The organism is Mitsuokella apri, assembly GCF_047974105.1.
Taxonomy (GTDB): domain Bacteria; phylum Bacillota; class Negativicutes; order Selenomonadales; family Selenomonadaceae; genus Mitsuokella.
The window spans coordinates 1-24720 of record NZ_JBHYRS010000012.1 but is presented as its reverse complement, the minus strand read 5'-3'; the positions used below and the strand labels follow the sequence as shown (position 1 = coordinate 24720).

Genomic DNA, 24720 nt, shown 5'->3' with positions numbered 1-24720 from the left:
ATATACGACAGAAAGCGGCCGCGTTCCTTCTAAACGGGGCCGCTCGTTTGACTTTTTACCGAATTTTCATCTTATCAGCGGTACATTACCACGGCTGCGGCGTCATCGGCGTGACGACACCGAATGTATAGCCCTTGGCCTTGAGAATCTCGATGATTTTCGGCAGGGCCTTGACCGTTTCCTCATGGCCTTCGGAGCAGTGCATGAGGATGATCGCACTGTGCGCCGCTACGGACTGGTCGGTCTGGCTGTCGATATTGTCGATGAAATCCTGCGCGACCGGATGGTTCGGCGCGGCGTCGGCCGAGCTGACATTCCAGTCGTGCTCGACATAGCCGCTTGCCTTCAGCGCCGGTGCATAGGCATCCGTGAAATGGCCGATGACGCCGCCCGGAGCGCGCAGGATGAGAGGACGCACGCCGATGATGCCGTGGATGATCTCATCCGTGCGCTCCATCTCCGCGAGGAAGGTCTGCGGCGAGACGTAGAGCTTCTTGTAATCGTGGTCGTAGCTGTGGTTGCCGATGGCATTGCCCTCGTCAAAGATGCGCTGCAGGATGTCCGGATGCAGCTCCGCATGTGCGCCCGTCACGTAGAACGTAGCCTTGACGCCGTTTTCCTTCAGGATGTCGAGGATGGCCGGCGTGTTCTTGTCGTCGGGGCCGTCGTCAAAGGTCAGGTAAACGACTTTTCCTTCCTTATAAGGAGTGATGTTTGGCAGCGCCGTCGTCAAATTTTTGGCGCGGCGGTCCGACAGCGTGTATTTGTCGTAAACCGGCAGCGTGGGGTCCGTGAGCTGCAGATTCGAAAAATCATCGGCGGCGAGCACATAGGAGGGCTGCTCTGCCTTTTCGCTCTCCGCCGATGATGACGAAGAAGCGGCCTGTTCCTGATTTCCTTTATCGGACGTCATGCCGCAGCCTGTCAGCCAAAAGGCAGAGGACAAGAGAAAAAGTCCGGCAAACAAGCCAATGACTTCTCTTAAATGGCGTAAATGGCGCATTTTCCGCATTTTCATTGTACATTTCCTTCTTTATCTACAGTATCGTTATGTACGGCATCGTTGGCAGCGTTTGCTTTCGGGGCATCGCCGGCGGCAGCGGATTCCCCGCCGTGCTGCCGCGCATAGGACTTCTCAAGCTGGGCCATGTATTTTTCCTGCAGCGACTCGATGCGCGCGGCGTATTCCGATTTGACCTTGAGCACAGCCGACTGCCGCTCGTTCTCGGCCTTGGCCATGAGCATGCGCTTCTCGTGCAGATACTGCTCTTCGAGGGCATCCGTGCGGGCCTTGAGCTCCTGCTCCTTTTCGCGCAGGGCGCGCTTCATCTTGTCGATATCGTTTTCAGCCTGCTTTTTGGCCTGCCGGGCGGCGTCGAGCTCACGGCGCAGGCCATCGCACGCATCCTGCAGGTCAGCAGCTTTCGCTGCCTCTGCCTGCCATTTTTCCTTTTCGGCCGTCAGGTTTTTTAGCTGCTGTGCCTGCAGATTGTTCAGGCGGTCCTTGTCTGCGAGGGCATCGGCCTGCGATTGGGCCGCAATGCGGGCATTTTCTGCGGCGTGGTCGGCCTCGCGCGTGACTTTTTCGAGCTGCTGACGGAAGGCTGCGGCCTGACTCTCCGCTTCCTTTTTCCTGAGCTCGATGTCCCTGCGCTCTTTTTCGGCGCGCTCCGCTTTATTCTGTGCCTCCTGCAGCGCCTGCTGCTGAGCGGCAAATTTCTTCGCAAATTCCTGACGGATGCGCTCTTCGGCATCGGCATTGACCGTCAGGGCATAGGTAAAGGCCTCCGACACGCGGTTTAAAAGGCTCTGAAATTCCTTGACTTCCATGCCGCGCTCCGGCAGGGCCCCTGCGGCCTTCTGCTGGGCATAGAGATTCGCGAGCGTCTGGAAGGTCCCATCCCAGGTCAGGTTCAGCTCCTCACAGATTTTCTGGAGCTTTGCACTCGTTTCCGGCTCCATTTTATAGGTTTTGACATTTGCCATACAAATCACCCCATCATTTGTTCTGCCTTCTAGTATAGTCTTTTCCCGCCCTGTGTGCAAAAGGGATTTTTACAGCAAAAAAGAAGGAACCATCGCAAAGACAGTTCCTTCTATTATAATACGATATTACTTCTATAATACGATATTACTTCCAGCCGAGTTTGGCGCGCTGGGCTTCCGTGTCGGCGACAATCTGTTTGCCGAGGGCAATTGGGTCGACGTTGACGTGCATGACAGCGCCGAGCGTTTCCTTCGTATCGCGCTTGAGGAAGTTCTCGACTTTCGTCGAGCCCTGCACGGGCGGCTCTACGCAGTGGTACGAATCGACACCGAAGAGGCGGAAGGCCAGCGAGGCATCGAGGCCCTTCTCATTCGACCATTCCGGACTCGAGAACGAATACGGCATATCCTTGATGGGCACGCCGGCCACAGCGGCGATGCCGCCGAAGATGGCCGAAGAGCGCGTGTTGTCGACGCATTCGCCGACATGCCAGACGGGCGGCAGGTCGTGCTCTTTGAGGAAGGCCTTCAGCGTATCGCCGGCCTCCTCGGCCCCTTCTTTGCTGCAGAGACCCATCTTTAAGAGCGGGAACGACGCGCAGCCGTTCGTCAGAATCAGGATATTGTTCTGAATCAACGTGCGGGCGACGTCAAGTGTCGCGCGCTCGTAGACGACACGCGGATTCGAGCAGCCGACGATATTGCAGATGCCGCGGATGCGGCCGTCCTTCAGGGCCTCGTAGAGGTCCTTGAAGCCATGAAACTGCTCGGCGACATTTTCCGCCGTGAAGCCGACTTCAGCCGTGACTTCGTATTTCGGAATGTGTACGGGGATATCGCGGCGCTGTGCAAAGCTCTCGATGGCGCGCGTGACAATCTTGCGCGCGATTTTCTCCGTATCTTCAACATTCGAATGGTAGTGGTCGTAGGCATAATGCTCGGCTCCCGGCAGACGCGCATTATCAGAAGTCGTGACGACCGTCGTCTTGAAGCAGCGCGCGACGTCCATGATGGCAGGATAGACATCCTGAACATCGGCACACCAGAGGTCGAGAGCGCCCGTGCCGAGCACGAGCTCCGCGCCGACGGCATTTGAAAGCGGGATGACGCCCTCATAGCGGTACATGGCCGCGAGGCACGAACAGCAGACGCCGTAGAACTGGATGCCCTTGGCGCCGTGGGCCTTTGCGAGCTCAATCATCTCCGGCGTGCGGCCGATGCGCACAATCTCGCTGACGAGAGTCGGCAGATGGCCGTGCACGGCGATGTTGACCCAGCCCTCTTTGAGGGCGCCAATATTGACTTTCGACGTCGCGCGGTGGCCGTTGCCAAAGAGCACGTCCGTGCCGATATTCGCGGCGACGACACCCGTGAAGCAGAACGCGAGGCCGCAGCGCAGGAATTCCTGCATGAGGCTCTCCCAGTCGCCATCCGTGCCGACGGCCGTGCGGTGATAGGAATCGAAAACTTCATTATACGCGCTGATGGGGATGATATCGAGCTTGTCCCAGACATCCTGACGCTCTTTCGGGGCCATCGCGCGAATGGTCTTGTAGTCGTCAGGCACGGCGCGGCTCAAATCCTCGAGAAGAATGTCGGCGAGCTCGCCCGTGAGCTGCTGGGCCGACTTGCCCTCCGTCTCAAGGCCGAAGGCCTTCGAGACCGTGCGGAGTTTCTTTTCGCCGAGAATCGGCAGCTTCAGGCGGCCTTCGGCGACAAATTTCATCGAGAGCAGCAGCTCGCGGGCATGTGCGCCGTGCTGGGCCACGCCGGCTGCCGCGCTGCGCAGCAGATTGCGCGCGACGATGACATCAGCATCGGCACCGCAGACCCCCAAAGGACTCTTCTTCGTGATCTTGCACGGGCCCATATTGCAGTTCTTGCAGCAGACGCCCGCGAGACCGAACGTACACTGCGGCTTCTGCTGGTCGAAGCGGTCAAAGACCGTATCCTGACCGAGCTGACCGAGGTACTTAATCATTTCGCGCACAGCGGGGTCCGGCGTCTCGCGCAGGACATCTTCCTTCGAGGCAAACGTCTTGCGGTACTCGGCAATGGCCTTCATATAGTCATTGACCCCGACTTCGTGATGCTCGCCAGGGGCATGCACATGCGTGCGCCAATCCGGATGCTCGCCCGGCTTCAGCGGGCCGCCGTCATGGTGGTGATGGTGATGATGGCCATGCTCACCGTGCTCATGCTCATGATCATGGTGATGGTGGTGATGAGCATGCTGCTCTTCATGCTCATGATTATGGATGTGTTTTTCTTCCGACATAGCTGCTCTCCTATTGTTCCTGTTTCTATCTAAGAAAACATATATATATAGTATACTTTATGGTATCTCTATCATACTGATTTTCCCTGTGCTTGTCAATGTTTTTTTACACAGAAAACAAAAATGCCCGCGCACGTTTCTCACATTTCCATTGTACGCAGGCATTTGTCCGATATTCTGATAAGCAGAGATTTTTCTCAAGCGTCGATGCTTTTATGCAGGATATGCATGAGCTGCTGTGCGGTCTGGCGCAGATTCGTTTCCGTCACATGGCGTTCCATGGCTTCTGTCACGGACATCGGTTCGTGCAGGATGGAAAAATACGCATCGATGCCGTGCTGGTTGACGTTTTCGGCACCGCGCGCAGCCGCACCGCAGAGTGCAATCGTCAGGCAGTCTTTCTGGCATTTTTTCGCGAGCTGCGCGACGCCGACCGGCGCCTTGCCCATGGCCGACTGCGCGTCCATGCGGCCCTCGCCCGTAATTAAGACGTTCGCGACCTGCAGGCCTTTGTCGATGCCGATGGCCTTGAGCACAAGGTCGATGCCGGGCTTTAATTCGCCCTGCAGGAACGCGTGGAAGGCAAAGCCGAGGCCGCCCGCGGCACCGGCTCCGGCCAGTTCGCGTCCCTCACAGCCGAGTGCCGTCTCCGCAAGGCGCGCAAAATGGTCGATATCCCTGTCCATGCGCGCGACGACCTCAGGCGAAGCCCCCTTCTGCGGCGCAAAGACACAAGAACAGCCCTCAGGCCCCGTCAAGGGATTCTTGACATCGCAGGCAATTTCAAACTTACATTCTGCCAGGCGCTTATCGGCCCCGGTACAGTCAATGTGTGCGACCGCAGCAAGGTCCCCGCCCATAATGCCCGCTTTTGCACCCTCTGCCGTCAAAAAACGGAACCCTAGCGCCGTCAGCATGCCGAGGCCGCAGTCATTTGTCGCACTGCCGCCGAGTCCGATGATGAAATGACGGCAGCCCTTATCAAGGGCCGCGAGGATGAGCTCGCCGAGGCCGTACGTTGTCGTGCGCAGCGGATTGCGGCGCGCCATCGGCACGAGCGGCAGCCCCGAGGCATCGGCCATCTCGATGATGGCGGTTTTTGTCTGCGGCAGGCAGCCAAAGCGGCTCTTGATGGGCGTGCCGAGAGGTCCCGTGACCATGACGGGCACAATGCTGCCATGAAGTCCCTGCGTCAGGGCGTCGACCGTGCCCTCACCGCCATCGGCCAGCGGATACACTCTGACGATATCATCGGGATAACAGTCCAGAATCGCTTTTTTCAGGACTTCGCCCGCTTCCACGGAAGAAATCGAACCTTTGAACGAATCCATAGCAATGACAATGCGCATAACAGCCCCTCCTCTGCAGGCCTGAGGCCTGATTCTGTACATTTTTTGTTCTTTCTTTCTATTATATCACATCCTTATATCCATATCATATCCTGCTGGTTCACAGAAACATATGCTTGGCAAACAAAAACGGACCGGCACAAGGCCGGCCCACTTACAGGGAGCATGAGAAGCTTTATGCTTCCGATTCCACCAGATTTTCTTCTTTGGCACTGTTTTTTGCTGCTGCCTCGAGCTTGGCTTCACTGCGGAAGTAAAGGCCGATGGCGGCAAAACAGAAGAGGTTGACGATGAACGAGAACTGCATCGAGCCCGTGACGTCCGAGACAAAGCCCTGCAGGGCCGGCACAAAGGCACCGCCGACAATCGACATGACGACAATGGCACCGGCCGTTTCCGTGTACTTTTTCTCGACAGCTTCGAGCGTCTTGGCGTAAATCGTTGCCCAGCACGGTCCGAAGAGCAGGCTGACGGAGACCGCAGCCCAGAGAGCCGTCATATCCGGCACGAACGACGTGTACAGCAGAACGAGGCAGCCGATGACGGAATAGGCCACGAGGACTTTGTTGGCCGAGAATTTGGCCATGAGGAAATTTGCGACGAATTTGCCGATGAAGAAGCAGATGAAGCTGTAGACCATAAAGTTTGCGGCCATGCGCTCGTTGAAGCTCGGATTCAGGTGCAAAGCAAGGCGGATCGTGAAGGACCAGACGGCGACCTGCATGCCGACATAGAGGAACTGGGCCACAATGCCCTTCTTGAAGCGTTTGTTCTTCGCGAGGTACGAAAGCGTCTCGACGAGGCTCGGCACCTTGTCAGCGGCCGACTTAACCTTGCATTTCGGGAATTTCGTAATGGCAAACAGAATGAAGACGGCAGCGAGAATGTAAATCATCACATGATACGGCTCGAGCGTGTGCTGCAGCATTTCCATCTTGAAAGCTGCGGCCTGTGCGGCGTCCATCGTGGCGAGCTGGCTCTGCATGCTGCCGCCTTCCTGGAAAATCAGGTATTTGCCGAGCAGGATGCCGGCAATCGAGCCGATGGGCTGGAACGTCTGGCTGATGTTCAGGCGCAGCGTCGCGTATTTCTCGGGTCCGAGCATCGTGCTGTACGTGTTGGCCGAGGTCTCGAGGAAGCCGAGGCCGATGGCGATGGCGAAAATTGCCATGAGGAACATCGTGTACGTCGCCATGTGTGAAGCCGGGAAGAACAGGCAGCAGCCTGCAATGTAGAAGCCAAGACCCGTGAGGATGGCCGTTTTGTACGTCGTTTTGCGGATGACCATCGAAGCCGGGATGGAAATCAGGAAATAGCCGCTGTAAAAGGCGCTCTGTACGAGAGCCGAAGCAAAGTCGCTCAGCGCAAAGACACTCTTGAACTGCGTAATCAGGACATCATTGAGGCTCGCGGCCGCCGCCCAGAGCGGGATCAGGCACGAGAGCAGGATAAACTGGAAAATCGGGGTTCTGCTGATATACCCATTGTCATACTGGATGATTTCTTTTTTTGCCATCGGATTAAATCCTCCTGAATCATTTTTATGCAAGATGCCGCCCGAAAGGCTCAGGCATCGAGAAAGCCGGCAAATTCTTCGGCATCGGCGTAGGAATCCTGCGTGCCTTTGCGCGTGACACTCAGCGCCGCGTACTGCGAAGCGCGCTGCATCGAGCCGAGCACATCTTCCGTGCGCGCATACGTGTCGACAAAGCAGCCGATGAAGGCGTCGCCGGCGCCCGTGCTGTCGACGGCGTCGACTTTCAGCGAAGGCACAAGCTGCGTCTCTTCTTCCGTGACGAGCAGCGAACCGCGGCTGCCCATTGTCACGATGACGTTCGAAAGGCCTTTTTTGACAAGGCTCTTCGCGGCGTCTTTGACATTTTCGATGGTGTCGACGGGCTTGTCGACGAGGATGGAGAGTTCTGTCTCATTCGGCACGAAGAAATCGCACTGGCAGGCCATGTCGAGCGAGAGTTTGCGGCTGGCTGGAGCCGGATTCAGGAGAACTTTGATATCATGCGCCTTAGCAAAGCGGATGGCGGCATAAACCGTCTCTAAGGGCACCTCGAGCTGCAGGACGAAAAGGCCGCATTTTGAAAGTTCCCCAGCTGCCCTCTCGATATCTTCCGGCCGCAGTTTTTCGTTGGCGCCCGGGTTGATGAGGATGCGGTTCTGGCCCGACTCGTCGACGACGATCGTCGCAATGCCGTTTGACGTATCCTTTGCCGTTTTTACAAGGCTCATATCAATATGATGGTTCTGAAAATTCTTGCGTGACTGTTCGCCGAACATGTCATCGCCAACGGACGTCATCATCACGACGTCGGCGCCGAGCTTTGCGGCTGCGATGGCCTGATTGGCCCCCTTGCCGCCGCTCGCGATATGGAAGCCGCTGACGCGGCGCGTTTCGCCGGCCTGCGGCATTTCATCCGTATACGAGACGATATCCATCATCGTCGACCCAATCACTGCAATCTTCATCTTATTTCCTCCTATATATTTATCTTTCTCTCATTCTGCCCGCGGGTTCCCAACGCTGCCCCGCTCAATCAGCTTGTTGTAAACCTGAATGCGCATTCTCGCCTGCGAAGGCTCGCGGATGAGCTCCAAAAGGCGGCGCACGGCCGTTTGGCCAAGTTCCTTCTTATAAACGTGAATCGTCGTGAGGCCCGGAGCACAGACTTCGCTGAAGTCGATGTCGTCAAAGCCGATGATTGACACATCCTCCGGCACGCGGTATTTGTACTTCTGCAGGGCCTGCATCGCGCCAAGCGCGATCATGTCGTTGTCCGCGAAAAACGCCGTCGGCAGCTCCACGCCATTTTCGAGCAATCTGCCAAACGCCTCATAAGCCCCCGTGATGGACACGGGCATCTCGAACTGGAAGGACTCCGCGGCCGGCAGCCCGTGTTCGAGCAGCGCGCGGCGGTAGCCATTGGCACGGCAGATAAAATTGCGCGTGCGCACGGAACCGTAGAGATAGCCGATTTTCTCATGTCCCTTCGCAATGAGATAGCGCACGGCCTCGGCGACGGAATTTTCGTTTTCCATCAAGACGCACTGAAACGGCAGATTCTCAAACGAGCAGTCGAGCAGCACCAGGGGCATCTGCGCCCTGAGGAACGGCTCCGCGTTCTTTTCGTCGAGTTCCGTGCCGATGAGAATCATGGCCGACGAGGTGTCCCCCAAAAGCTCCTCGACCTGCTGCTTGTAATCCGGCTCCTGCCGGTAGAGATTGACGAGCTTTGTCTCGTAGCCGTTCCTGCGGCTCTCGTTCTCGATGCTCTCAATCAGCGAAGCGAAAAACGGCGCGTCGGAGCAGACCTCGCCGCTGTCGCGGTAAATCACGAGCCGTATGCTCTGGATGCGGCTGCTCACGACATAGCCGTATTCACGCGCCAATGCCAGTATCTTCTGTGCCGTTTCCTGATTGACCCCGCGCTTGCCGTTCAGGGCGTTCGAGACGGTTGCTGCCGAAAAGCCCGACAGCTCGCTTAATTTTTTGATGTTTATCTTCACGGTCCCAGCCTCCTTGTTTCTTCTTACCATTCTAAACGAAGCAGGCGGAACGCGCAACGACAAGACCCTTCCCTTTTTCTTTGCTTTCTTTGTCTCAGGGACCATCAATGCCTTAGAAGACAACGCCGGCACGCAGGATCACGTTGGGATACGGCGAAAACTCACCGGTCCGGATCGCAAACTTTGCCTTGGCCGAAAGCTGCTTGAGCTCTTCGTGCGGCATGTACTCAAACGGCACCGTGTCAAGCTTCTCCTGCAGATAGGCGTGCAGGTCCTTGTTCTCCGTCTTGATTTCCTCGGCGAGGCAGCAGCCCTCGACTTCGGCCTCTTCAAGCACGGCGTCAAGAACGCTTTTAAACGACGGCACGCCGGCCGTCACGGCTAAATCAATGACCTCAACTCCCGGTGGAATCGGCATGCCGGCATCTCCGACCATGAAAAGGTCTTTATGCCCGAGTGCTGCGATGCAGCGCGAAAGCTCCGCATGCAGGATGCCATGTTTCTTCATCAAAATCTCCCCTTACCTTATATTGACCAGATTCGCCAGCTCTTTTCTGTTCGATTTATTCTTCTTTGTCGGCTGACTTCTTTCTGTTTCCTTACAGATGCTATTATAACGCATGATGTAAAATAAATCAATATATTTTTAGATATTATTTTATATATTTTTAGGATAAATTTTCTTGTTTTTGCCAAAATAAGCGTTTTACTGCGCTTATACGGGCCTTTTTAGACGTTTTATCACTTATTTAGGCATGGTTATAAATTTCATTTCCGTTCGCTTACAACCTTTTATGTAAAATATTATATAAATATTTTTATAAAAATTTATATAAAAATACCGCTGTCATCACAAAGACACAGCGGTATAAAGGTGATTTTGTTTTATTTGCCGAACGTGCGGATGGCCTGGCCCGTGATGCGGCGGACTCCCTTGAAGTCTTCGGCACCGGCGTCGGCCATGCATCTGGCGACAAGTTCCGTGGAAATCGGGGCCATGCCCTTAAAGAGGCCGATGGCATTCAGGGCCTGTATGGCCTTGACGGAAACCGTCTCCAAAGGTCGCTTTGCGTGCTTGCGTATGAGCGACGGCGGCTGCAGGATTGTGAGCCCCGCAAAGCCGAGCGCTTCCATCTCGTCTTCGATGCGTCCCTTGAGGTTCAGGTAGAAAAACTTCGACCGGGCATCCGCACCGACGGACGAGACGAGCACCATATGGCGAACGCCGTGTTTTTTCGCAAATTCCGCAAACATCATCTGGTAATCGTGGTCGACATGGTACTGGGCGGCCTTTGAGCCCGCCTGTTTTTTCGACGTGCCGAGGGCCGAAAAAATCACATCGCCCTGCACGAGGTCCTGCCAGCCTTCCGTGCGCTCAAAATCCACGACATACGCCTTGAGCTTTTTATGCTCGATGCCGAGCTCGCGCCGCGCAAAGGTCCGCACTTCCGTATAGCGCGGGTCACTGCAGAGCACCTGCACGAGGTCGCGTCCGACAGCACCCGTCGCCCCTACTACAATTGCCTTCATCTCTAAAACATTTCCTTCATTCTATTGGTTCGATTCATCGTTTTGCCCGCGAAACGCGCCTTCAGGCATTCTGCGCCCCTGCCAGGCTGCCGAGATAATCCCTGCACAGATGCTCCAGCGTGCCATCCGTGCGGAATCCCTGCAGAATCTCGTTGACTTTATCCACCAGCGGCGCGCAGTCTTCGCTGAGCACGATGCAGAATTCATCCTTCGTAAAAGGACTTGCCAAAAGCGGCGCGGCCAGACGCGGATCTTCCTTCACGTAAAAGGCGGCTTCAACCGTCTCCGTGATCATGACATCGGCTTCACCCTCGGCAATGCGCGCCGGAATCAGGGCATTGTCTGCGGCGAGGCGGATTTTTGCCTGCTTAAAATGACTTTCCACGAAATCCTCGTTCGTGCCGCCCGGATTGTACATGACGCGCACATCCGGCTGGTCCACATCCGCAAGGCTCTGGAAGCGTTCTTCCTCGCCCTTGCGGCAGAGGAGGGTCTTGCCCACGGACAGATAGCCTGCCGACAGCGTCATCTTCTGCGCGCGCTCTGCCGTGCGCGAAATGCCGCCCACAGCCATGTCGAAGCGCGAGAGCTTCGCGTCATCGGCCAAAGACGCCCATGAAGTCGGCACAAAATCCACTTTTACGCCGAGGCGTGCAGCCAGCCGCCAGGCCAGCTCGATATCAAAGCCCTGATAGCCATTCAGCAAATCACTGCTGTACGCCATGGGGCAGTAATCCCCCGGAGTGGCAACGATGAGTTTCCCGCGGCTCTGTATTTTTTCGAAAGCGGCTCCACCGCTCTTTTTCTCAGTGTACACCATAGCTCGCCCGGAAACGCTGATTGATTTCGCGAATTTCCATCTTGCCGTCGATATACGGCTCAAACATCTTGAACGGGTCCCCCACGCCTAAAGCGCAGCCCGAACAATTCTCACAGCCTGACTCACACGAGAGCGAACGGCGGACAATCTCCACGCGTTCCTCCCGCGTCGTATCCTTTATCAGGACACTCTTGTAACCTGTCATAGGAATCTTCCTTTCTTAACTATTTCCTATCTTTCTTGTTATTCCCTATTGAGATTTCTGTCTCCAGAAACCGGTACCCCTTTTTATTATAGAAGATTTTTATCATAAAAGATACACATTTTGATGTATTTCTTGAAGCAAACATACGCGCGCAAAAAATGTCTGCTATTATTAGTCCAGATACTATTTTTCTCGTACTTATTTGCCCTTTATCGTATAATGTATCCTGTATAAAAATTTTTGTCCTTATTTTCTTTTCACGGTTTACATTTTGATTGTAAGTGCTATAATCAAAAACAATCTCTCAATCATATTTATCATTTATCTAGAAAGGGCGTATAAATTATGGAACAAAATAAGAACTCCCTCAAGATCCCAAAAATCCTCTGGTTTCAGCTGTTCCTGCTGGCGCTCGGCTATGCGTTTTATTCGGCAAACCGCCTTTCGTTCGGCGTAGGCCTCAAAGCCGTCGCAGCCTCACTTTCGCTGACAGCCGTACAGCTCGGCACCATCGGCACGATTTTTACCCTTGGTCAGGCACTCGTCGATATCCCGGCAGGGTACCTCGCTGACCGCTTCGGCCGCAAGCGCATGCTGATTTTCGGCATGGTCGGCCTCGGCTGCATGACGGCCTGCGTCACGACGTCGGCAAGCTTTGTCGGCGCGGCCTTCTGGCGCGTCTGCTTCGGTATTTTCGAAGGCTGCTGGAACATCGTCATGTACTCGGTCGCAGGCTCGATTTTCCCGGCTGCCCGCGCCATGCTCAACGGCCTCATGATGACCTTTTACTCTGTCGGCGCTTATGTCGGCCCGACGTATTACGGCTGGAGCCTGCAGCGCACGGGGGACTGGAGCATCGGCCTGCAGCACATGGGCCTCGTCACGGTCATCTTCGGCCTGCTCCTGATTTTCGGCTTCAAGAAAAAATACACCGATACCTCGACCGACATCAAGCGCATCCACCTCGTTGAAGCCATCCGCACCGTCGGGTTCAACAAAGTTGTCTGGCTCGGCGTGCTCATCCAGATTTTGAACATCATCCCGTACTGGGGCTTTGCCTCGATGGGCCCGTACCTCTTCATGACGTACAAAGGCTTCAGCCCGGTCGAAGCCGGCTCGTTCTTCGGTGCCATCTACGGCATCGGCGGTCTCAGCGGCGTCGTGCTCGGCTTCTTTGCCGATAAATTCGGCCGCAAACCGACCATCATCTGCCTCTCGGGCCTCAACGCTCTCTGCGCCATCCTGATTTTCCACTTCATCCCGCAGACTTCCCCGATTCTTTACATTGTCGGCGGCATCATGGGCATCGGCCTGCATGCCATCTACGTTCTCGGTTACACGATTGCACAGGACGGTGTCAGCACGAGCCAGATTGGCCTCGCTACGGGCATTGTCGGTGCTTCAAGCTACTTCCTCTCCTTCTTCTCGGGCCCGCTCATGGGCTTCCTGACGACCACGCTCGGCCATGTCGCAGCACTTGACATCATCGTCGTCGCCTTTGAGGCCTGCCTCTTCGTCGTCGCTCTGCTCATGAAAGAGACGAAGAACCGCCACGTCGAAAAGAAAGCATAAAACGGATTCCTGCTATATAATATAGAAGAAACTTTGCAAAAAGGTCAGCCCCAGCGCCGGCCTTTTTATTTTGCCCTGAATATGATATCATCAAGACATATACTATGTCGCACGAAAGGATTTGAATACATGACCAGCATCAGAAAAGTCAATGTCACCTGCCCCGAATGCCATACGCAGGGTGAATTCACGGTCTATAAGAGCATCAACACGAAAGAGAACCCCGCGCTCAAGGAAAAAGTCCGCGACGGCTCGCTGTTTCAGTTCGTCTGCCCGAGCTGCGGCGCGAAGACGACGGTCGACTATCCGTTTCTCTACCATCAGCCCGAGGACCACTTCATGATCAACTACGGCAAACTCGAAGACGGCCGCAAGGCCCTCGAAATGCTGCGCGGCAAGGGCGTCGCCCTCAAAGACTGGGCCGAGGAAATGGAAAAGACAACGCGCCCCTACGTCCTGCGCGCCGTCGATGACCGACTCGCCTTCCGCGAAAAACTCTTCATCTTCGATGCCGGCCTCGACGACCGCCTCGTCGAAATCTACAAATTCATGGTCCTCTACCAGTACGCCGCAGCCGGCAAGGCACAGGGCGGCGAAAAGGCCTATTTCTACACGGATTCCAAAGGACATCACCGCGTCCAGCTCGTGCGCGGCAAGGAAACGCTCGGCCTCGCCGACTTCTCGCGCAAAATCTACAACGAAGTCCACACCCAGTACGCGAAAAAGCTCCATGACATCCGCAAATCCGACCCCGTCATCGACACCAACTGGGCCCAGAACTTCCTGAAGTCCCTCGCGGAAATCTAAAAACGCATAACCGATAAACCGCGATGATATCCGTTCCTGCCGATTCTTCATATTTTCTTCACATTCCGGCCACAGCTTCTGCACATTTTTTCTTTATAATGAAGCCATCAAGAAAAGATACAGGATAAATCGAAAGGAAGGATATCTTATGATGATGACCAATTATATGGAAGTGCTCATGAGCAATGAACCTTGGAACCTCATTGCCTTTATGGTTCTGCCCGTCGCGATGGCCGAGCTTTTGACAGCTGCAGAGCTCTTCATCCTCGCGCGGCCCGAGAAAAGCGCGGGCTGGAAGCGCCTGAGCCACGGCCTCGGCCTTGCCGCCGGTATTTATTTTGCCATCGTTTTCCTCTATTTTGTGCTGCACGTCATCCCGGGGCTCACGTTCCGCGGCTGGATTGATGAGCTCGCCGTCTTCGCCTATCTCGCCGGCATCTTCCCGCTCGGCGCCATCACGCTGCAGGAGCTCGGCGTCTTCGGCGGACCGTCCGCAAAGCGCCAGTGGCACCACATCCTGCTGCTCATTGGCTTTTTGATTGTCAGCCACATTGCCATGATTTTCGGCATGGTCGATCCGACCCTCGGCGGCTGGCAGCCACCCGTACAGCAGAACATGATGAACATGCAGCATGACATGGGCAATATGCCAATGGACCACGATGATATGGGCCATATGAACAACGCGGACATGAACGAAATGCACCAGTCGATGCATCACGGCTCCCATTCGATGAATCAGGGCAGCCAGCAGTAAAGCATTGGGACCGCTGTCGGCGCCTGCATTATATAGAAGGGAATGAATGAGATGGAAACAAACAGGACCGTCCTCCTCGTCGACGATGACGCCAGACTCCGCAGTCTGCTGCGCGATTTCCTGCAAAAGGAAAACTGGCAGGTCGAAGAAGCGGCCGACGGCATCGAGGCACTCGCGGCGATTGACGCCAAGCGTCCTGCCATCGTCATTCTCGACCTCATGATGCCTCGGCTCGATGGCATCGAGGTCTGCCGCCGCGTGCGCCAGACCTCGCAGGTGCCCATCATCATGCTGACGGCGCGCGACGATGAAGTCGACAAATTATTAGGACTCGAAATTGGGGCTGACGATTATCTCGTCAAGCCCTTTTCCATGCGCGAGCTCGCGGCCCGCATGAAGGCCATCCTGCGCCGCACGGGCGGCCTGCCGCAGCAGCCTGCCGTTCCTGCCGATACGCTTTCTGCCGGCGGGCTTTGCCTGCATGTGCAGCAGCATACGGCAGAGCTTGATGGCAGGTCCTTAGCGCTTACCCCGATTGAATTCTCGATGCTCGAACTCTTCCTGCGCCACCAGGGACAGGTCCTAAGCCGCCTGCAGCTCTTAGATGCCGCCCACGGCTTTGCCTTTGAAGGCTACGAGCGCACAATTGACGCACACATCCGCAATCTGCGCAAAAAAATCGAACATGATACGCACGCGCCCAAGTACATCCAGACTGTCTATGGCATCGGCTATCGCTTTGACGGCGGAACAGACGGAGGTGAACATCGTGTTTGACCCACGCAGCGCAAAATGGAACAGCGTGCAGTGGAAAGTCGCGGGCAGCACGTTTCTGCTGCTCGCCTTCACCGTCTGCAGCCTGATTTTTCTCACACAGCACCAGATGGAAGCGGCCTTTGGCGATTACCTTTCGCTGCACCTCGCCGTCATGGAGCACGGTGCGGCCGAAATGGTGTTCATCCATTCCGTCCATCAGTCGCTCTGGTGGGTCGGGCTGTTCTTCATCCTGCTCGGCTTCCTCATAAGCTCGCTCATCGGCGCGAGCATCACTCGCCCGCTGCGCAGACTCACGGCCGCCGCCGAAGAAGTCCGGCACGGCCATTTCGACCAGCGCGTCAAAGTCACGTCGGCAGATGAAGTCGGCCGGCTCGCCGAAGTCTTCAACCAGATGGCCGCAGAACTTGAGAAGAGCGAAGCCACAAGGCGCGATTTTTTCGCGAGCATCACGCACGAACTGCGCACGCCGCTGGCCGTCCTGCAGGGCTCACTCGAAAATATGACGAACGGCGTGAGCGAGCCGACACCTGAGCGGCTCTTCGCCATGCAGGAAGAAGTCATGCGCCTGAGCCGGCTCGTGACAGACCTGCGCGACCTTTCCCTCGCCGAAGTCCACGAACTCAAGCTCCACATCAAAAAAGTCGACCTTGGCCAGCTCGCTTCGCAGATGGTCATGCTGATGCAGCCGCTTTTCGAGGAAAAACAGCAGGAACTGCGCTGTGAAATCCCTAAAAAATCCCTTCTGCTGCACCTTGACGCCGACCGCATGCGCCAAGTCATTGGCAACCTACTCATCAACGCGGGCCGCCACACGCCAAACGGCAGCCATATTGTGCTGGCACTGAGCGAAACAAGCGAAGAAATCCTGCTGACCGTCACCGACGACGGCGAGGGCATCGCGAAAGACGAACTCCCCCATATCTTCGACAAATTCTACCGAAGCTCAAGAAATGCCCAGAGCGAAACAAACAGCCCCGCGGGCGGCTCCGGCATCGGCCTCGCCCTTGCCAGACAGTACGTCGAAATCCAGCACGGAACCATTACCGTCTCATCCTCCGCAGAAGGCACGAGCTTTGTCATCCATCTGCCCAAATCCCTGAAAAGCGAATAACCTATAAAAACAAAAAAGACAGAAGAACCTTTCTCACGCTCATGAAAGTTTCTTCTGTCTTTTGCTTTTGTCTTTATCTTGCCTGCAGGCTCCGGCGCAGCGCCGCGATGCCGCGGATATCGTCGGGCGTCGTGCGGCAGCAGCCGCCGATGAGCCTTGCACCGGCCTCGTACCACTGGCGCACAAAATCATGATACGGCGTCGGGCTGCCGTGCCATGTCTTCGTCACGGCGTCGTACGTCTCGCCTGTATTCGGGTAAACGACGACGGGTTTTGCCGTATGTTCGCGGATCTTTTTGATGAGGTCCGCGACATACTGCGGCGCCGTGCAGTTGACGCCAATCGCCGCGACCTGACTTTCCCTGTCGAGCACGCGCGCGCAGTCCGCGATTTTATCGCCGCCGCAGGTGTGCTCCGCGTCTTTGCACGAAAACGAAATCCACGCGCCGGCATCCGTGTAGCGGTGCAGGTCATCAAGAATCGCCAACGCTTCATCGAGCAGCGGCAAAGTCTCGCAGGCCAGAATATCGGGCTCCGCGCCTACGAGAATATCAAGGCGTTCCGCATGAAAGTCCGCAAGCTCCGCACGGCTTGCCTTGTAGTCTCCGCGGTATTCCGAGCCGTCGGCGAGATACGCGCCGTACGGTCCGACCGAAGCAGCCGCGAGCGGCCTCGGCCTGCCCTGCCGTTTCGCCTGCTGCGCCCAAAACTTATCCCTTGCCTGCTGCACAAGGCGGACGGAACGCACGATGAGCTCCCTTGCCTGCTCGCGCGAAAAGCCCTTCTTCTCAAAGCCCTCGACCGTCGCCTGATAGCTCGCGCTCGTCGAGACATCGGCACCGGCCTCATAATAATCGCGGTGCACAGCCTCGACCAGCTCCGGTTTCTCAAAAAGCGCCTTGGCCGACCAGAGTTCATCATTCGTGTCAAAGCCGCGCCGCGCGAGCTCCGTGCCAAACGCGCCGTCAAGCACGATGAGCGGATATTTCGACAGGTATGTCTCAATCGTATTCATACAAAATCCCCCTCTACTCTCTTACTTATCCTCTAAAAGCTCCTGCGGAGGCTCCTTGCCAAACCATTTCTGGTAAATCTCCGTGAACTTGCCATTGGCCTTGATTTTTGCGAGACCATCATCAATCTTCTTCAAGAGCTCTGTATTACCCTTGAGCACCGCGATGCCGAGGTCCTCCTTCGTCAAAGCGACTTCGGCCGTGCGCACATTCTTGTTGTTTGCATGCGCGACATAGTACTCATTCGTCGGAATATCGTTGACGACGGCATCGACGCCGCCGTTCTGGACCTCAAGGAACGCCTCATTAATCGCGTTAAACACGCGGACATTGGCATTTGGGATTTTGCGCGCGGCTTCCTCACCCGTCGAACCGATTGAAACGCCGAGCGTCTTGCCCTCGAGGTCCTTGGCCGTGTGAATCGTATCGTTGTCCGCCCTTACGACCACACCGAGGCCCGCGATGTAATACGGCTTCGAGAAATCGACCGACTGCTTGCGGTCATCCGTAATCGTGATGTCGTTGATCGCCACATCGATTTCCTTTGCCTGCAGCGCCGGGATCAGGCCATCGAACGAACGGTTGCTGATCTCAACATCGAAACCTTCCTCGGCACCAATCGCGCGGATAATATCAACATCGAAGCCCTCATACTCATTCGTATCCTGATTCTGCGAACCGAACGGCGGATAGCTTGCATCCATGCCGACTTTCAGCACCTTCTTGTCCGACTGCGCCTGCTGCCCGCAGCCAGCCGCCAACACTGCCGTGCCGAGCAGACAGATGCTCAAAAGCAATAAGATTATTTTCTTCATATCATGCACACCTCACGCAACGTTATTGTATCTTTGTTAAGACTCATCTTACCGTATAATGCATACTATGTCAATATGCATTATAAAAGTTATGAGATTCATTTGTATTTTGAATGAGTCTGAACCTTTACATTTGCCCGATGTTTATTGACTTTTCTGTCTATAACCTTTACACTAAAACCAAGAAAGGAGTGTTGTTTTATGAGTAAGAAACAAAGAAATGCACTGATTACGCTCATAATCGGTGCCATCATCTGGTTCTCACCCGTTCCGGACGGCGTGACGGTTGTCGCCTGGCATCTTGCAGCTGTCTTTATCGCGACAGTTGTCGGCTTCATCCTGCAGCCTCTGCCAATCGGCGCAGTCGCCTTCATCGCCATCACGTTTTCGACGCTGAGCGGACTTTTAAAAGTCGGCGACGCGCTCGCAGGCTACGGCAATTCCACGATCTGGCTCATTGTCTGTGCCTTCCTTTATTCACGCGGCTTCATCAAGAGCGGCCTCGGCAAACGCATCGCCTTCGGCATTATCAAAGCCATCGGCAAGAGTGCCTTGTCCCTTGGCTATGCCATCGCGTTCAGTGAACTCATCATCTCTCCTGCCACGCCATCGGCCACGGCCCGCGGCGGCGGCATCATGTACCCGATCGTCCGTTCCCTCGCCGGCGCGCTCGGCTCCGAGCCGGAAAAAACGGCTAAGAAAATCGGTACCTATCTCATGCAGGTCGGCTATCACTGCGACGCCGTGACCTGTACGATGTTCGTGACGTCCATGGCCGGCAACCCGCTCTGCGTGGCCCTCGCCGCCAAAACGCTCGGCGTTGAAGTCACCTGGATGGGCTGGGCCAGTGCCGCGATTGTGCCGGGTCTCCTGAGCCTGCTGCTCGTCCCGCTCGTCATGCTCAAACTGACGAAACCGGAGCTCGTCAGCATCCCCGATGCCAAGCAGCTCGCACAGAAAGAGCTCACGGCCATGGGCCCGATGTCGCGCAGCGAAAAATATCTGACTGCCGTCTTCCTCGGCTCGCTGTTCTTCTGGGCTACGTCCGGCCTCACGCACATCGGCGCTACGCCGGTTGCCATGGCCGCCGTCTGCATCATGATCATCTTTGACGTCATCAACTGGAAAGATGTACTGAGTGAAAAAGGCGCTTGGGACGCCATGTTCTGGATGGGTTCGCTCATGACCCTTGCTTCTGCCCTTGCCAAATCCGGCATCATCAAATGGATGGCCGGCTCCGCAGGTGCAGCGATTTCCTCGCTCGGACTCGGCTGGGTCGCTTCGGCACTCATCCTGCTGCTCTTCTACACCTACATTCATTACTGCTTCGCCAGTGTCACGGCCCGCATCAGCGCGCTCTACGCCGCGTTCATCGCCGTCGCTGTCGCCGTCGGTGCCCCGCCGCTCATGACGGCCATCATCTTCGGCATCTTCGCCGACGTCCCGATTTCCCTCACGCATTACGGCAACGGCTGCGCCCCGATTTACTTCGGTGCCGGCTACGTCACGCAGGGTGAATGGTGGCGCAATGGCTTCATCATGACGACCATCACCACGCTCATCTACCTGACCATTGGCGCTGCCTGGTGGAAAGTTATCGGACTCTGGTAAACTTCGAAAAACAGCATAAAACGTACGGATAAAAAACTGCCCTGCATGAGCCGGATAAAAATTCCAGCCCATGCAGGGCAGTTTCCTTCTATTATATATAGGTGCAGACAAAGCGCGGTCACTTCGTCCAGGTCACAGAGCCGATGGCATCACTCGAATAGATGCCGCGATTGTGTTCATAGTCCGTTCTTGAACCCCTGTAATATGTTGTCGTATACGAATTATCGCCATTGCTCGTAATCGCAACACCATAATATCCCGAAGTACCGCTCTTGACGCTTTGGCTGCTCAAACCATTCGAACCGTACTTGCCGACAATGCCCCACATATCCGTCATGGATACACTGCCGTTCGGATTGGGAGCAGTCCACGAAAAAACCTTAGGCTTTCCGCCTGCCGGCCCACTTATGCCGGATACCCATCCGAAAAAATAATATCTCCGTTGCGAATGGCTTTCTCGACAGCTCTGGCAATATCATCCATGCTCTGCTTGTCCTGCTTCTCTTCGTCCGTATAATCGCTTTCATCAATTTTCGGCAGCTGGATACCTTCCAGAGTATCAGCCACCTGCAAAAAAGTCTGCTTGATGCCGCCCGCAAGTCCGCTATTGCTGAACAAAGCCGCCGCGCAGCCCACAACGAACGCCAGCAGCAGGGCATATTCGACAATGCCCTGTCCGTGTTCCCCTATGATTTTTTTCAGCCACGTTCTCATTGCCAGCACCTCAAAAATCGGAAAAGACCCCCACTGCCAACAGTCGATCTCTCTTTTAAATCAAATTGTTCTTGCATTATTATTGTAAGCAATTGATAAGGTATCTGTCAAATACGAATGTCCCTTTGCCAATGCCATCAAGAAAAAAGCATCTCACAGAAATCTTTAACTCGTACCGGCGTCTCCGGATGCTCGCCATCGCCATCTTCTTCCTTTCAGAATCTTATGTTATAATAAAATTAATTAAGGATAGCGCCCAAAGGGGAGGGAAAATTTTTATGGCTAATCAGACCATCCCGCAAGACCGTCACCAAAGGGCTTTAGCCATCGTAAAGCGCTTTCGTCTGATGGATGATGATTTCATGAAACGCTGTCTAAAAGACAATACAGCAGCAGTAACCTGTATCTTGCAGATTATCCTGAACAAAAAGGATTTAACCGCTCTCTCCTGCCAGATTGAATATACCATTCCGAGTCTGCAGGGAAGAGGAATCCGTCTTGATGTACACGCCATTGACAGTCAGAACCGTGAATATGACATTGAGATTCAGCGCAGTGACAAAGGTGCCGGCCGCAAGCGGGCCCGCTTTAACAGCAGTCTGCTTGACCTCAACAGCCTGCCCAAGGGAGCTAATCCTGAAAAGCTGCCGGAAACCTACGTCATTTTCATCACAGAAAACGATGTATTGCAGCACCGTCTGCCACTCTACCATATCGAACGCATCGTTGAAGAGCTGCAACAGCCCTTCCATGATGGCGAGCATATCATCTACGTGAACGGTGCCTATACCGGTAATGATGAAATTGGAAAGCTTATGCACGATTTCCGCAGCCGGGACTACCATGACATGCATTTTGAACCATTACGGGAGACTGTTCGCCGCTATAAAGAAAATCCGGAAGAGGTGAATACCATGTGCAAAGAAATTGAAGAATGGATGGCAGAAGAACACCATGCAGGCGAAGAAAAAGGTTCTTTAAAAACTCTTTTGACCAGCGTACGCAGTTTGATGGAATCACTTCACTGTGACAAGGATAAAGCCATGGACCTTTTGAAGGTACCTCTTGACATGCGCAAGAAGATCACGATGATGTTGTAAACGAAAAACATATAGAAAAATCCTCGCGGACGTTGACACCGCGAGGATTTTTCGTACATAGACCAATCGGAACAAAAAGAGCTCATCAGCGACACAATTCCCACAGCCGCTCAATGCTAAAGACGCATAGCCTAAAATCTGTCAAAATCTTTAACAGGTGCCGGCTTCTCCGGATGCTCGCCAAGTATCTTCTCCATCCATGCGACATCGTACCACCGGCCAAATTTATAGCCGCTCTGGTGAAACGTGCCGACCATTTCGTAACCAAGCCTCTTATGAAACGCGACGCTGCCATTTGTCAGATACGGGTCATCGTCCGTCCGCGGCACCGCAATGCACGCATTAATGTTGAGAATTCCCATCTTGCGCAAAGCTGCTTCCAAAGCATCATAAAGCCTGCGCCCGATCCCAAGCTTGCGTGCATCTTTGTCGACATAAATGCTCGACTCGACCGACCAGCCGTACGCCGCGCGGCCGTAAAATTCGTGCGCATACGCATATCCGAGGACTCTGCCGTCCTTTTCTGCGACAAGGTACGGGTAATGCTCTAAAATTTTCTCTCGGCGTGCGTTCATCTCTGCCGCATCCGGGGCGTCGTATTCGAAGGTGATGGCTGTGTGCTTTACGTAGTATTGATAGATTCTCGCTAAAGATTCGGCATCGTCTGACTGTGCCATGCGAATTGTGATGTCTTCTGTCATGCTATTTCTCTCCCATATTGACCTATGCCAAATAAAAAGACATGAAACACAAAAGTTCAAGGTCTTTTATGGTTCATGTCTATGCAATTACAAAAATTTTTCGTGCCATTTTTAAGCTGCCTGTGCGGCAGATAACTATATACCGCATATTTCTTGACGCGCTTAATTTTTCTAAACTGCCTGTACGGCAGATAACGGTGCTGCGAGATGGCTCTAAGACTTATGTTGTCTTGTATTTCTGCTCTCTAACTTTATTTAACCAAAATTTCAGCTATCTGTCAATTAAAGCTTTATCCCTTTGCAGTCCCTGCATGCATTCAGTTCTGCTATATTTGACAGGATTCATGGCGATAGTATTAAGATTTTTCGCCACTCCAACGGTCAGTATTTAATGCATGAATTTTCCTCATCAGTTGACTACCTGATTCCCAAAGTATGGACACAAGGTAACTTCCCCATAGGCAAAAGCTGACTTTTCCGCATTCTCTATGGTATAATGAAAGCAAAAAGGGGTGCTTGCCTTGACACGAGAAGAAGAGCTTTCGCGGCAGCTCGATGCCGACCATTACAACCCGATGAACGACGTCCTCTTCAAGTTCATTTTTGGTAAAGAGGAGCGCAAGCAGATCACGATTGACTTTTTGAACGCCGTGCTGCAGCAGTCGCTCGGCCATGCCATTGCCGACATCCGTTTTGACCAGACGGAGAAAACACCCGAACATGAGGACGACAAGCTGACGCGTCTCGATGTGGCCTGCGAACTCGATACGGGCGAGCAGGTCGACGTCGAAGTGCAGGTCGTCAACGAGAAGAACATCCAGCGCCGCACGCTTTACTACTGGGCGCAGATGTACCTGATGTCCCTGCCGGCCGGCAAAAAGTATCAGGACCTGCGGCCGGCGATTACGATTAACATCCTCGGCTTTTCCGTGTTTCACCATGCAAAGCCGCACTCGCGCTTCATCCTCTACGATGAAGTCAACAGCCTGCGGCTGAATCAAGACCTCGAGCTGCATTTTCTCGAAATCCCGAAATACGCCGAGGCACCGAAAAAGCCGATTGGCCAGCTGACGAAGATGGAACGCTGGCTCGCGTATTTTGCCAACCAGCTGACGAAAGAAGAACGGAGGGAACTGGCGATGAAAGACGAAAAAATCAAAGATGCGATGGACGCGACGCAGGTCTTTTTGAGCGACAAAGAAGAGCGCCGCCGCTACATCAACCGCGAAATGGCCATCATGGACCGCCGCTCCGAACTTGCCTCGGCACGGGAAGATGAGCGGAAAAAGACCATGCTTAGAAATATCCAAACCTTAATGCGAAAAGGCAGTCTTAGCATGGAAGCCGCTATGGATATGCTCGATATCCCCGAAGCTGATCAGACAAAATACGCAGAGCTCATTCAGAAGAACTTGCATTAACTTAAATACAAGAAGCCCCGCCATGCTGCGGGGATTTTTGTGCCCAAAACTGAATTGTTCTTGCTTGTCAATCCATTTCTTCGCGTCGCACACCGAGGCCGGACGGCAGTCCCCTTCGGCAAAAGAAAAGAAGCCAGCAATCTATTTCGTCTGCCAGCTTCTTTTCAGAGCACTTTATGAAAACTATAATTAGGATATCATGTTTTAACGTATTTGTCAAATATTTCGGAGCGATTTATCCAGTTTTTTCAAGCAGTAGGAATTTGATTTGTCTTTGTTTTCTTTTTGACTTTTATAGAAGGGAATAATTAAAAAAGGAAAGTCAAAATAACAAAAAAGGCCCCGCAGGACCCCCGCGAAGCCGTGTAATTCCTAGTGGTGCCGAAGAACGGATTTTAACTGGTTCCGAAATAATGAAACGTAGAAATGTCATGTCTACAAGATGCCTCGTATTGACAATGCGGAATGATTGACACATTCCCTCACGGGCGGCTGCAATCGAATGAAGAAATAGACAAAGTCAATTCTCATATGTTTACAATCAATATATTATGGTAACAGCACTTTACAACTTTTGAAGCAAAATAAAATCGCATAGCCTCCCTCGCGATGTATAATAAAGTCGCTAAACCAA

At 54.2% G+C, this 24720-nt stretch carries 24 protein-coding genes; 8 read left to right on the top strand and 16 right to left on the bottom strand.

Annotated elements, in window-relative coordinates; genetic code table 11:
• Positions 1-85: 85 nt before the first annotated feature.
• The 11 genes from ACE419_RS11460 to ACE419_RS11410 all read right to left on the bottom strand — a co-directional run bounded on the left by ACE419_RS11460 (position 86) and on the right by ACE419_RS11410 (position 11687).
• Positions 86-1018, bottom strand: coding sequence for a polysaccharide deacetylase family protein (locus ACE419_RS11460; protein ID WP_435722075.1), 933 nt, complete (start codon positions 1016-1018; stop codon positions 86-88).
• Positions 1015-1986: a coiled-coil domain-containing protein gene (locus ACE419_RS11455; RefSeq protein ID WP_432646800.1), complete on the bottom strand. Its 972-nt coding sequence runs from the start codon at positions 1984-1986 to the stop codon at positions 1015-1017. Before ACE419_RS11455 ends, ACE419_RS11460 begins: the two co-directional genes overlap by 4 nt.
• Positions 1987-2131: 145 nt before the next feature.
• Positions 2132-4264, bottom strand: a complete 2133-nt coding sequence (gene cooS / locus ACE419_RS11450) for an anaerobic carbon-monoxide dehydrogenase catalytic subunit (RefSeq protein WP_435722074.1) — start codon at positions 4262-4264, stop codon at positions 2132-2134.
• A 197-nt stretch (positions 4265-4461) separates the two neighbouring features.
• On the bottom strand, positions 4462-5613 hold the full coding sequence (locus ACE419_RS11445; RefSeq protein WP_435722073.1) for a glycerate kinase family protein: 1152 nt from the start codon (positions 5611-5613) through the stop codon (positions 4462-4464).
• A gap of 175 nt (positions 5614-5788) precedes the next feature.
• Complete coding sequence (gene fucP / locus ACE419_RS11440; RefSeq protein WP_435722072.1) at positions 5789-7129, bottom strand: L-fucose:H+ symporter permease; 1341 nt, start codon at positions 7127-7129, stop codon at positions 5789-5791.
• A 50-nt stretch (positions 7130-7179) separates the two neighbouring features.
• Complete coding sequence (gene rbsK, locus ACE419_RS11435) at positions 7180-8094, bottom strand: ribokinase (protein ID WP_435722071.1); 915 nt, start codon at positions 8092-8094, stop codon at positions 7180-7182.
• A gap of 30 nt (positions 8095-8124) precedes the next feature.
• The gene (locus ACE419_RS11430) at positions 8125-9132 is read right to left on the bottom strand and encodes a LacI family DNA-binding transcriptional regulator (RefSeq protein ID WP_432646795.1); all 1008 of its coding nucleotides are present in this window, start codon (positions 9130-9132) and stop codon (positions 8125-8127) included.
• A 112-nt stretch (positions 9133-9244) separates the two neighbouring features.
• Entirely contained in the window at positions 9245-9640 is a 396-nt protein-coding gene (gene rbsD / locus ACE419_RS11425) for a D-ribose pyranase (RefSeq protein WP_432646794.1), read from the bottom strand.
• A 377-nt stretch (positions 9641-10017) separates the two neighbouring features.
• On the bottom strand, positions 10018-10662 hold the full coding sequence (locus ACE419_RS11420; protein WP_432646793.1) for an NAD(P)H-binding protein: 645 nt from the start codon (positions 10660-10662) through the stop codon (positions 10018-10020).
• A 61-nt stretch (positions 10663-10723) separates the two neighbouring features.
• On the bottom strand, positions 10724-11482 hold the full coding sequence (locus ACE419_RS11415; RefSeq protein WP_435722070.1) for a transporter substrate-binding domain-containing protein: 759 nt from the start codon (positions 11480-11482) through the stop codon (positions 10724-10726).
• A complete protein-coding gene (locus tag ACE419_RS11410; RefSeq protein ID WP_432646791.1) occupies positions 11469-11687 on the bottom strand; it encodes a hypothetical protein in 219 nt (72 codons plus the stop codon). The genes ACE419_RS11415 and ACE419_RS11410 overlap by 14 nt, the downstream gene beginning before the upstream one ends.
• A 345-nt stretch (positions 11688-12032) precedes the next feature.
• Here ACE419_RS11410 and ACE419_RS11405 point away from each other — a divergent pair, with 345 nt between their 5' ends.
• From ACE419_RS11405 to ACE419_RS11385, 5 genes are all read left to right on the top strand, one after another.
• Entirely contained in the window at positions 12033-13259 is a 1227-nt protein-coding gene (locus ACE419_RS11405; protein WP_435722069.1) for an MFS transporter, read from the top strand.
• A gap of 129 nt (positions 13260-13388) precedes the next feature.
• Positions 13389-14066, top strand: a complete 678-nt coding sequence (locus ACE419_RS11400) for a CpXC domain-containing protein (protein ID WP_435722068.1) — start codon at positions 13389-13391, stop codon at positions 14064-14066.
• A gap of 148 nt (positions 14067-14214) precedes the next feature.
• Positions 14215-14823 carry a DUF6803 family protein gene (locus tag ACE419_RS11395; protein WP_435722067.1) on the top strand — a complete coding sequence of 203 codons (609 nt, stop codon included), beginning with the start codon at positions 14215-14217 and terminating at the stop codon, positions 14821-14823.
• A gap of 51 nt (positions 14824-14874) precedes the next feature.
• Complete coding sequence (locus tag ACE419_RS11390; protein ID WP_435722066.1) at positions 14875-15600, top strand: response regulator transcription factor; 726 nt, start codon at positions 14875-14877, stop codon at positions 15598-15600.
• Complete coding sequence (locus ACE419_RS11385) at positions 15593-16711, top strand: sensor histidine kinase (RefSeq protein WP_435722065.1); 1119 nt, start codon at positions 15593-15595, stop codon at positions 16709-16711. The genes ACE419_RS11390 and ACE419_RS11385 overlap by 8 nt, the downstream gene beginning before the upstream one ends.
• A 73-nt stretch (positions 16712-16784) precedes the next feature.
• On the opposite strand, the gene mmuM is transcribed toward ACE419_RS11385, so the two are convergent.
• Positions 16785-17726 carry a homocysteine S-methyltransferase gene (mmuM, locus tag ACE419_RS11380; RefSeq protein WP_435722064.1) on the bottom strand — a complete coding sequence of 314 codons (942 nt, stop codon included), beginning with the start codon at positions 17724-17726 and terminating at the stop codon, positions 16785-16787.
• A 21-nt stretch (positions 17727-17747) separates the two neighbouring features.
• Complete coding sequence (locus ACE419_RS11375) at positions 17748-18539, bottom strand: basic amino acid ABC transporter substrate-binding protein (protein WP_432646784.1); 792 nt, start codon at positions 18537-18539, stop codon at positions 17748-17750.
• Between the two features lie 201 nt (positions 18540-18740).
• Between ACE419_RS11375 and ACE419_RS11370 the strand changes: the two genes are divergently transcribed.
• On the top strand, positions 18741-20150 hold the full coding sequence (locus ACE419_RS11370; RefSeq protein WP_435722063.1) for a DASS family sodium-coupled anion symporter: 1410 nt from the start codon (positions 18741-18743) through the stop codon (positions 20148-20150).
• 118 nt (positions 20151-20268) lie between these two features.
• Here the strand turns inward: ACE419_RS11370 and ACE419_RS11365 are convergent, their stop codons facing one another.
• Together ACE419_RS11365 and ACE419_RS11360 are read right to left on the bottom strand one after the other, a co-directional pair.
• Positions 20269-20487 (bottom strand): hypothetical protein, encoded by a 219-nt coding sequence (locus tag ACE419_RS11365; RefSeq protein ID WP_435722062.1) that lies wholly within the window; start codon positions 20485-20487, stop codon positions 20269-20271.
• Positions 20488-20555: 68 nt separating this feature from the next.
• Positions 20556-20864 carry a Flp family type IVb pilin gene (locus tag ACE419_RS11360; protein WP_435722061.1) on the bottom strand — a complete coding sequence of 103 codons (309 nt, stop codon included), beginning with the start codon at positions 20862-20864 and terminating at the stop codon, positions 20556-20558.
• Between the two features lie 278 nt (positions 20865-21142).
• Between ACE419_RS11360 and ACE419_RS11355 the strand changes: the two genes are divergently transcribed.
• On the top strand, positions 21143-21964 hold the full coding sequence (locus ACE419_RS11355; RefSeq protein ID WP_435722060.1) for a PD-(D/E)XK nuclease family transposase: 822 nt from the start codon (positions 21143-21145) through the stop codon (positions 21962-21964).
• A gap of 131 nt (positions 21965-22095) precedes the next feature.
• Here the strand turns inward: ACE419_RS11355 and ACE419_RS11350 are convergent, their stop codons facing one another.
• Entirely contained in the window at positions 22096-22665 is a 570-nt protein-coding gene (locus ACE419_RS11350; protein ID WP_435722059.1) for a GNAT family N-acetyltransferase, read from the bottom strand.
• 521 nt (positions 22666-23186) lie between these two features.
• Between ACE419_RS11350 and ACE419_RS11345 the strand changes: the two genes are divergently transcribed.
• Positions 23187-24086 (top strand): Rpn family recombination-promoting nuclease/putative transposase, encoded by a 900-nt coding sequence (locus tag ACE419_RS11345; RefSeq protein ID WP_435722058.1) that lies wholly within the window; start codon positions 23187-23189, stop codon positions 24084-24086.
• The last annotated feature ends 634 nt before the right edge of the window (positions 24087-24720 follow it).

What these genes read in the sequence shown, in the direction of transcription:
- ACE419_RS11460 (WP_435722075.1), bottom strand. Translation starts at nt 1,018, where the DNA reads ATGAAAATGCGGAAAATGCGCCATTTACGCCATTTAAGAGAAGTCATT.
- ACE419_RS11455 (WP_432646800.1), bottom strand. Translation starts at nt 1,986, where the DNA reads ATGGCAAATGTCAAAACCTATAAAATGGAGCCGGAAACGAGTGCAAAG.
- cooS (WP_435722074.1), bottom strand. Translation starts at nt 4,264, where the DNA reads ATGTCGGAAGAAAAACACATCCATAATCATGAGCATGAAGAGCAGCAT.
- ACE419_RS11445 (WP_435722073.1), bottom strand. Translation starts at nt 5,613, where the DNA reads ATGCGCATTGTCATTGCTATGGATTCGTTCAAAGGTTCGATTTCTTCC.
- fucP (WP_435722072.1), bottom strand. Translation starts at nt 7,129, where the DNA reads ATGGCAAAAAAAGAAATCATCCAGTATGACAATGGGTATATCAGCAGA.
- rbsK (WP_435722071.1), bottom strand. Translation starts at nt 8,094, where the DNA reads ATGAAGATTGCAGTGATTGGGTCGACGATGATGGATATCGTCTCGTAT.
- rbsD (WP_432646794.1), bottom strand. Translation starts at nt 9,640, where the DNA reads ATGAAGAAACATGGCATCCTGCATGCGGAGCTTTCGCGCTGCATCGCA.
- ACE419_RS11420 (WP_432646793.1), bottom strand. Translation starts at nt 10,662, where the DNA reads ATGAAGGCAATTGTAGTAGGGGCGACGGGTGCTGTCGGACGCGACCTC.
- ACE419_RS11415 (WP_435722070.1), bottom strand. Translation starts at nt 11,482, where the DNA reads ATGGTGTACACTGAGAAAAAGAGCGGTGGAGCCGCTTTCGAAAAAATA.
- ACE419_RS11410 (WP_432646791.1), bottom strand. Translation starts at nt 11,687, where the DNA reads ATGACAGGTTACAAGAGTGTCCTGATAAAGGATACGACGCGGGAGGAA.
- ACE419_RS11405 (WP_435722069.1), top strand. Translation starts at nt 12,033, where the DNA reads ATGGAACAAAATAAGAACTCCCTCAAGATCCCAAAAATCCTCTGGTTT.
- ACE419_RS11400 (WP_435722068.1), top strand. Translation starts at nt 13,389, where the DNA reads ATGACCAGCATCAGAAAAGTCAATGTCACCTGCCCCGAATGCCATACG.
- ACE419_RS11395 (WP_435722067.1), top strand. Translation starts at nt 14,215, where the DNA reads ATGATGATGACCAATTATATGGAAGTGCTCATGAGCAATGAACCTTGG.
- ACE419_RS11390 (WP_435722066.1), top strand. Translation starts at nt 14,875, where the DNA reads ATGGAAACAAACAGGACCGTCCTCCTCGTCGACGATGACGCCAGACTC.
- mmuM (WP_435722064.1), bottom strand. Translation starts at nt 17,726, where the DNA reads ATGAATACGATTGAGACATACCTGTCGAAATATCCGCTCATCGTGCTT.
- ACE419_RS11375 (WP_432646784.1), bottom strand. Translation starts at nt 18,539, where the DNA reads ATGAAGAAAATAATCTTATTGCTTTTGAGCATCTGTCTGCTCGGCACG.
- ACE419_RS11370 (WP_435722063.1), top strand. Translation starts at nt 18,741, where the DNA reads ATGAGTAAGAAACAAAGAAATGCACTGATTACGCTCATAATCGGTGCC.
- ACE419_RS11365 (WP_435722062.1), bottom strand. Translation starts at nt 20,487, where the DNA reads ATGACGGATATGTGGGGCATTGTCGGCAAGTACGGTTCGAATGGTTTG.
- ACE419_RS11360 (WP_435722061.1), bottom strand. Translation starts at nt 20,864, where the DNA reads ATGAGAACGTGGCTGAAAAAAATCATAGGGGAACACGGACAGGGCATT.
- ACE419_RS11355 (WP_435722060.1), top strand. Translation starts at nt 21,143, where the DNA reads ATGGCTAATCAGACCATCCCGCAAGACCGTCACCAAAGGGCTTTAGCC.
- ACE419_RS11350 (WP_435722059.1), bottom strand. Translation starts at nt 22,665, where the DNA reads ATGACAGAAGACATCACAATTCGCATGGCACAGTCAGACGATGCCGAA.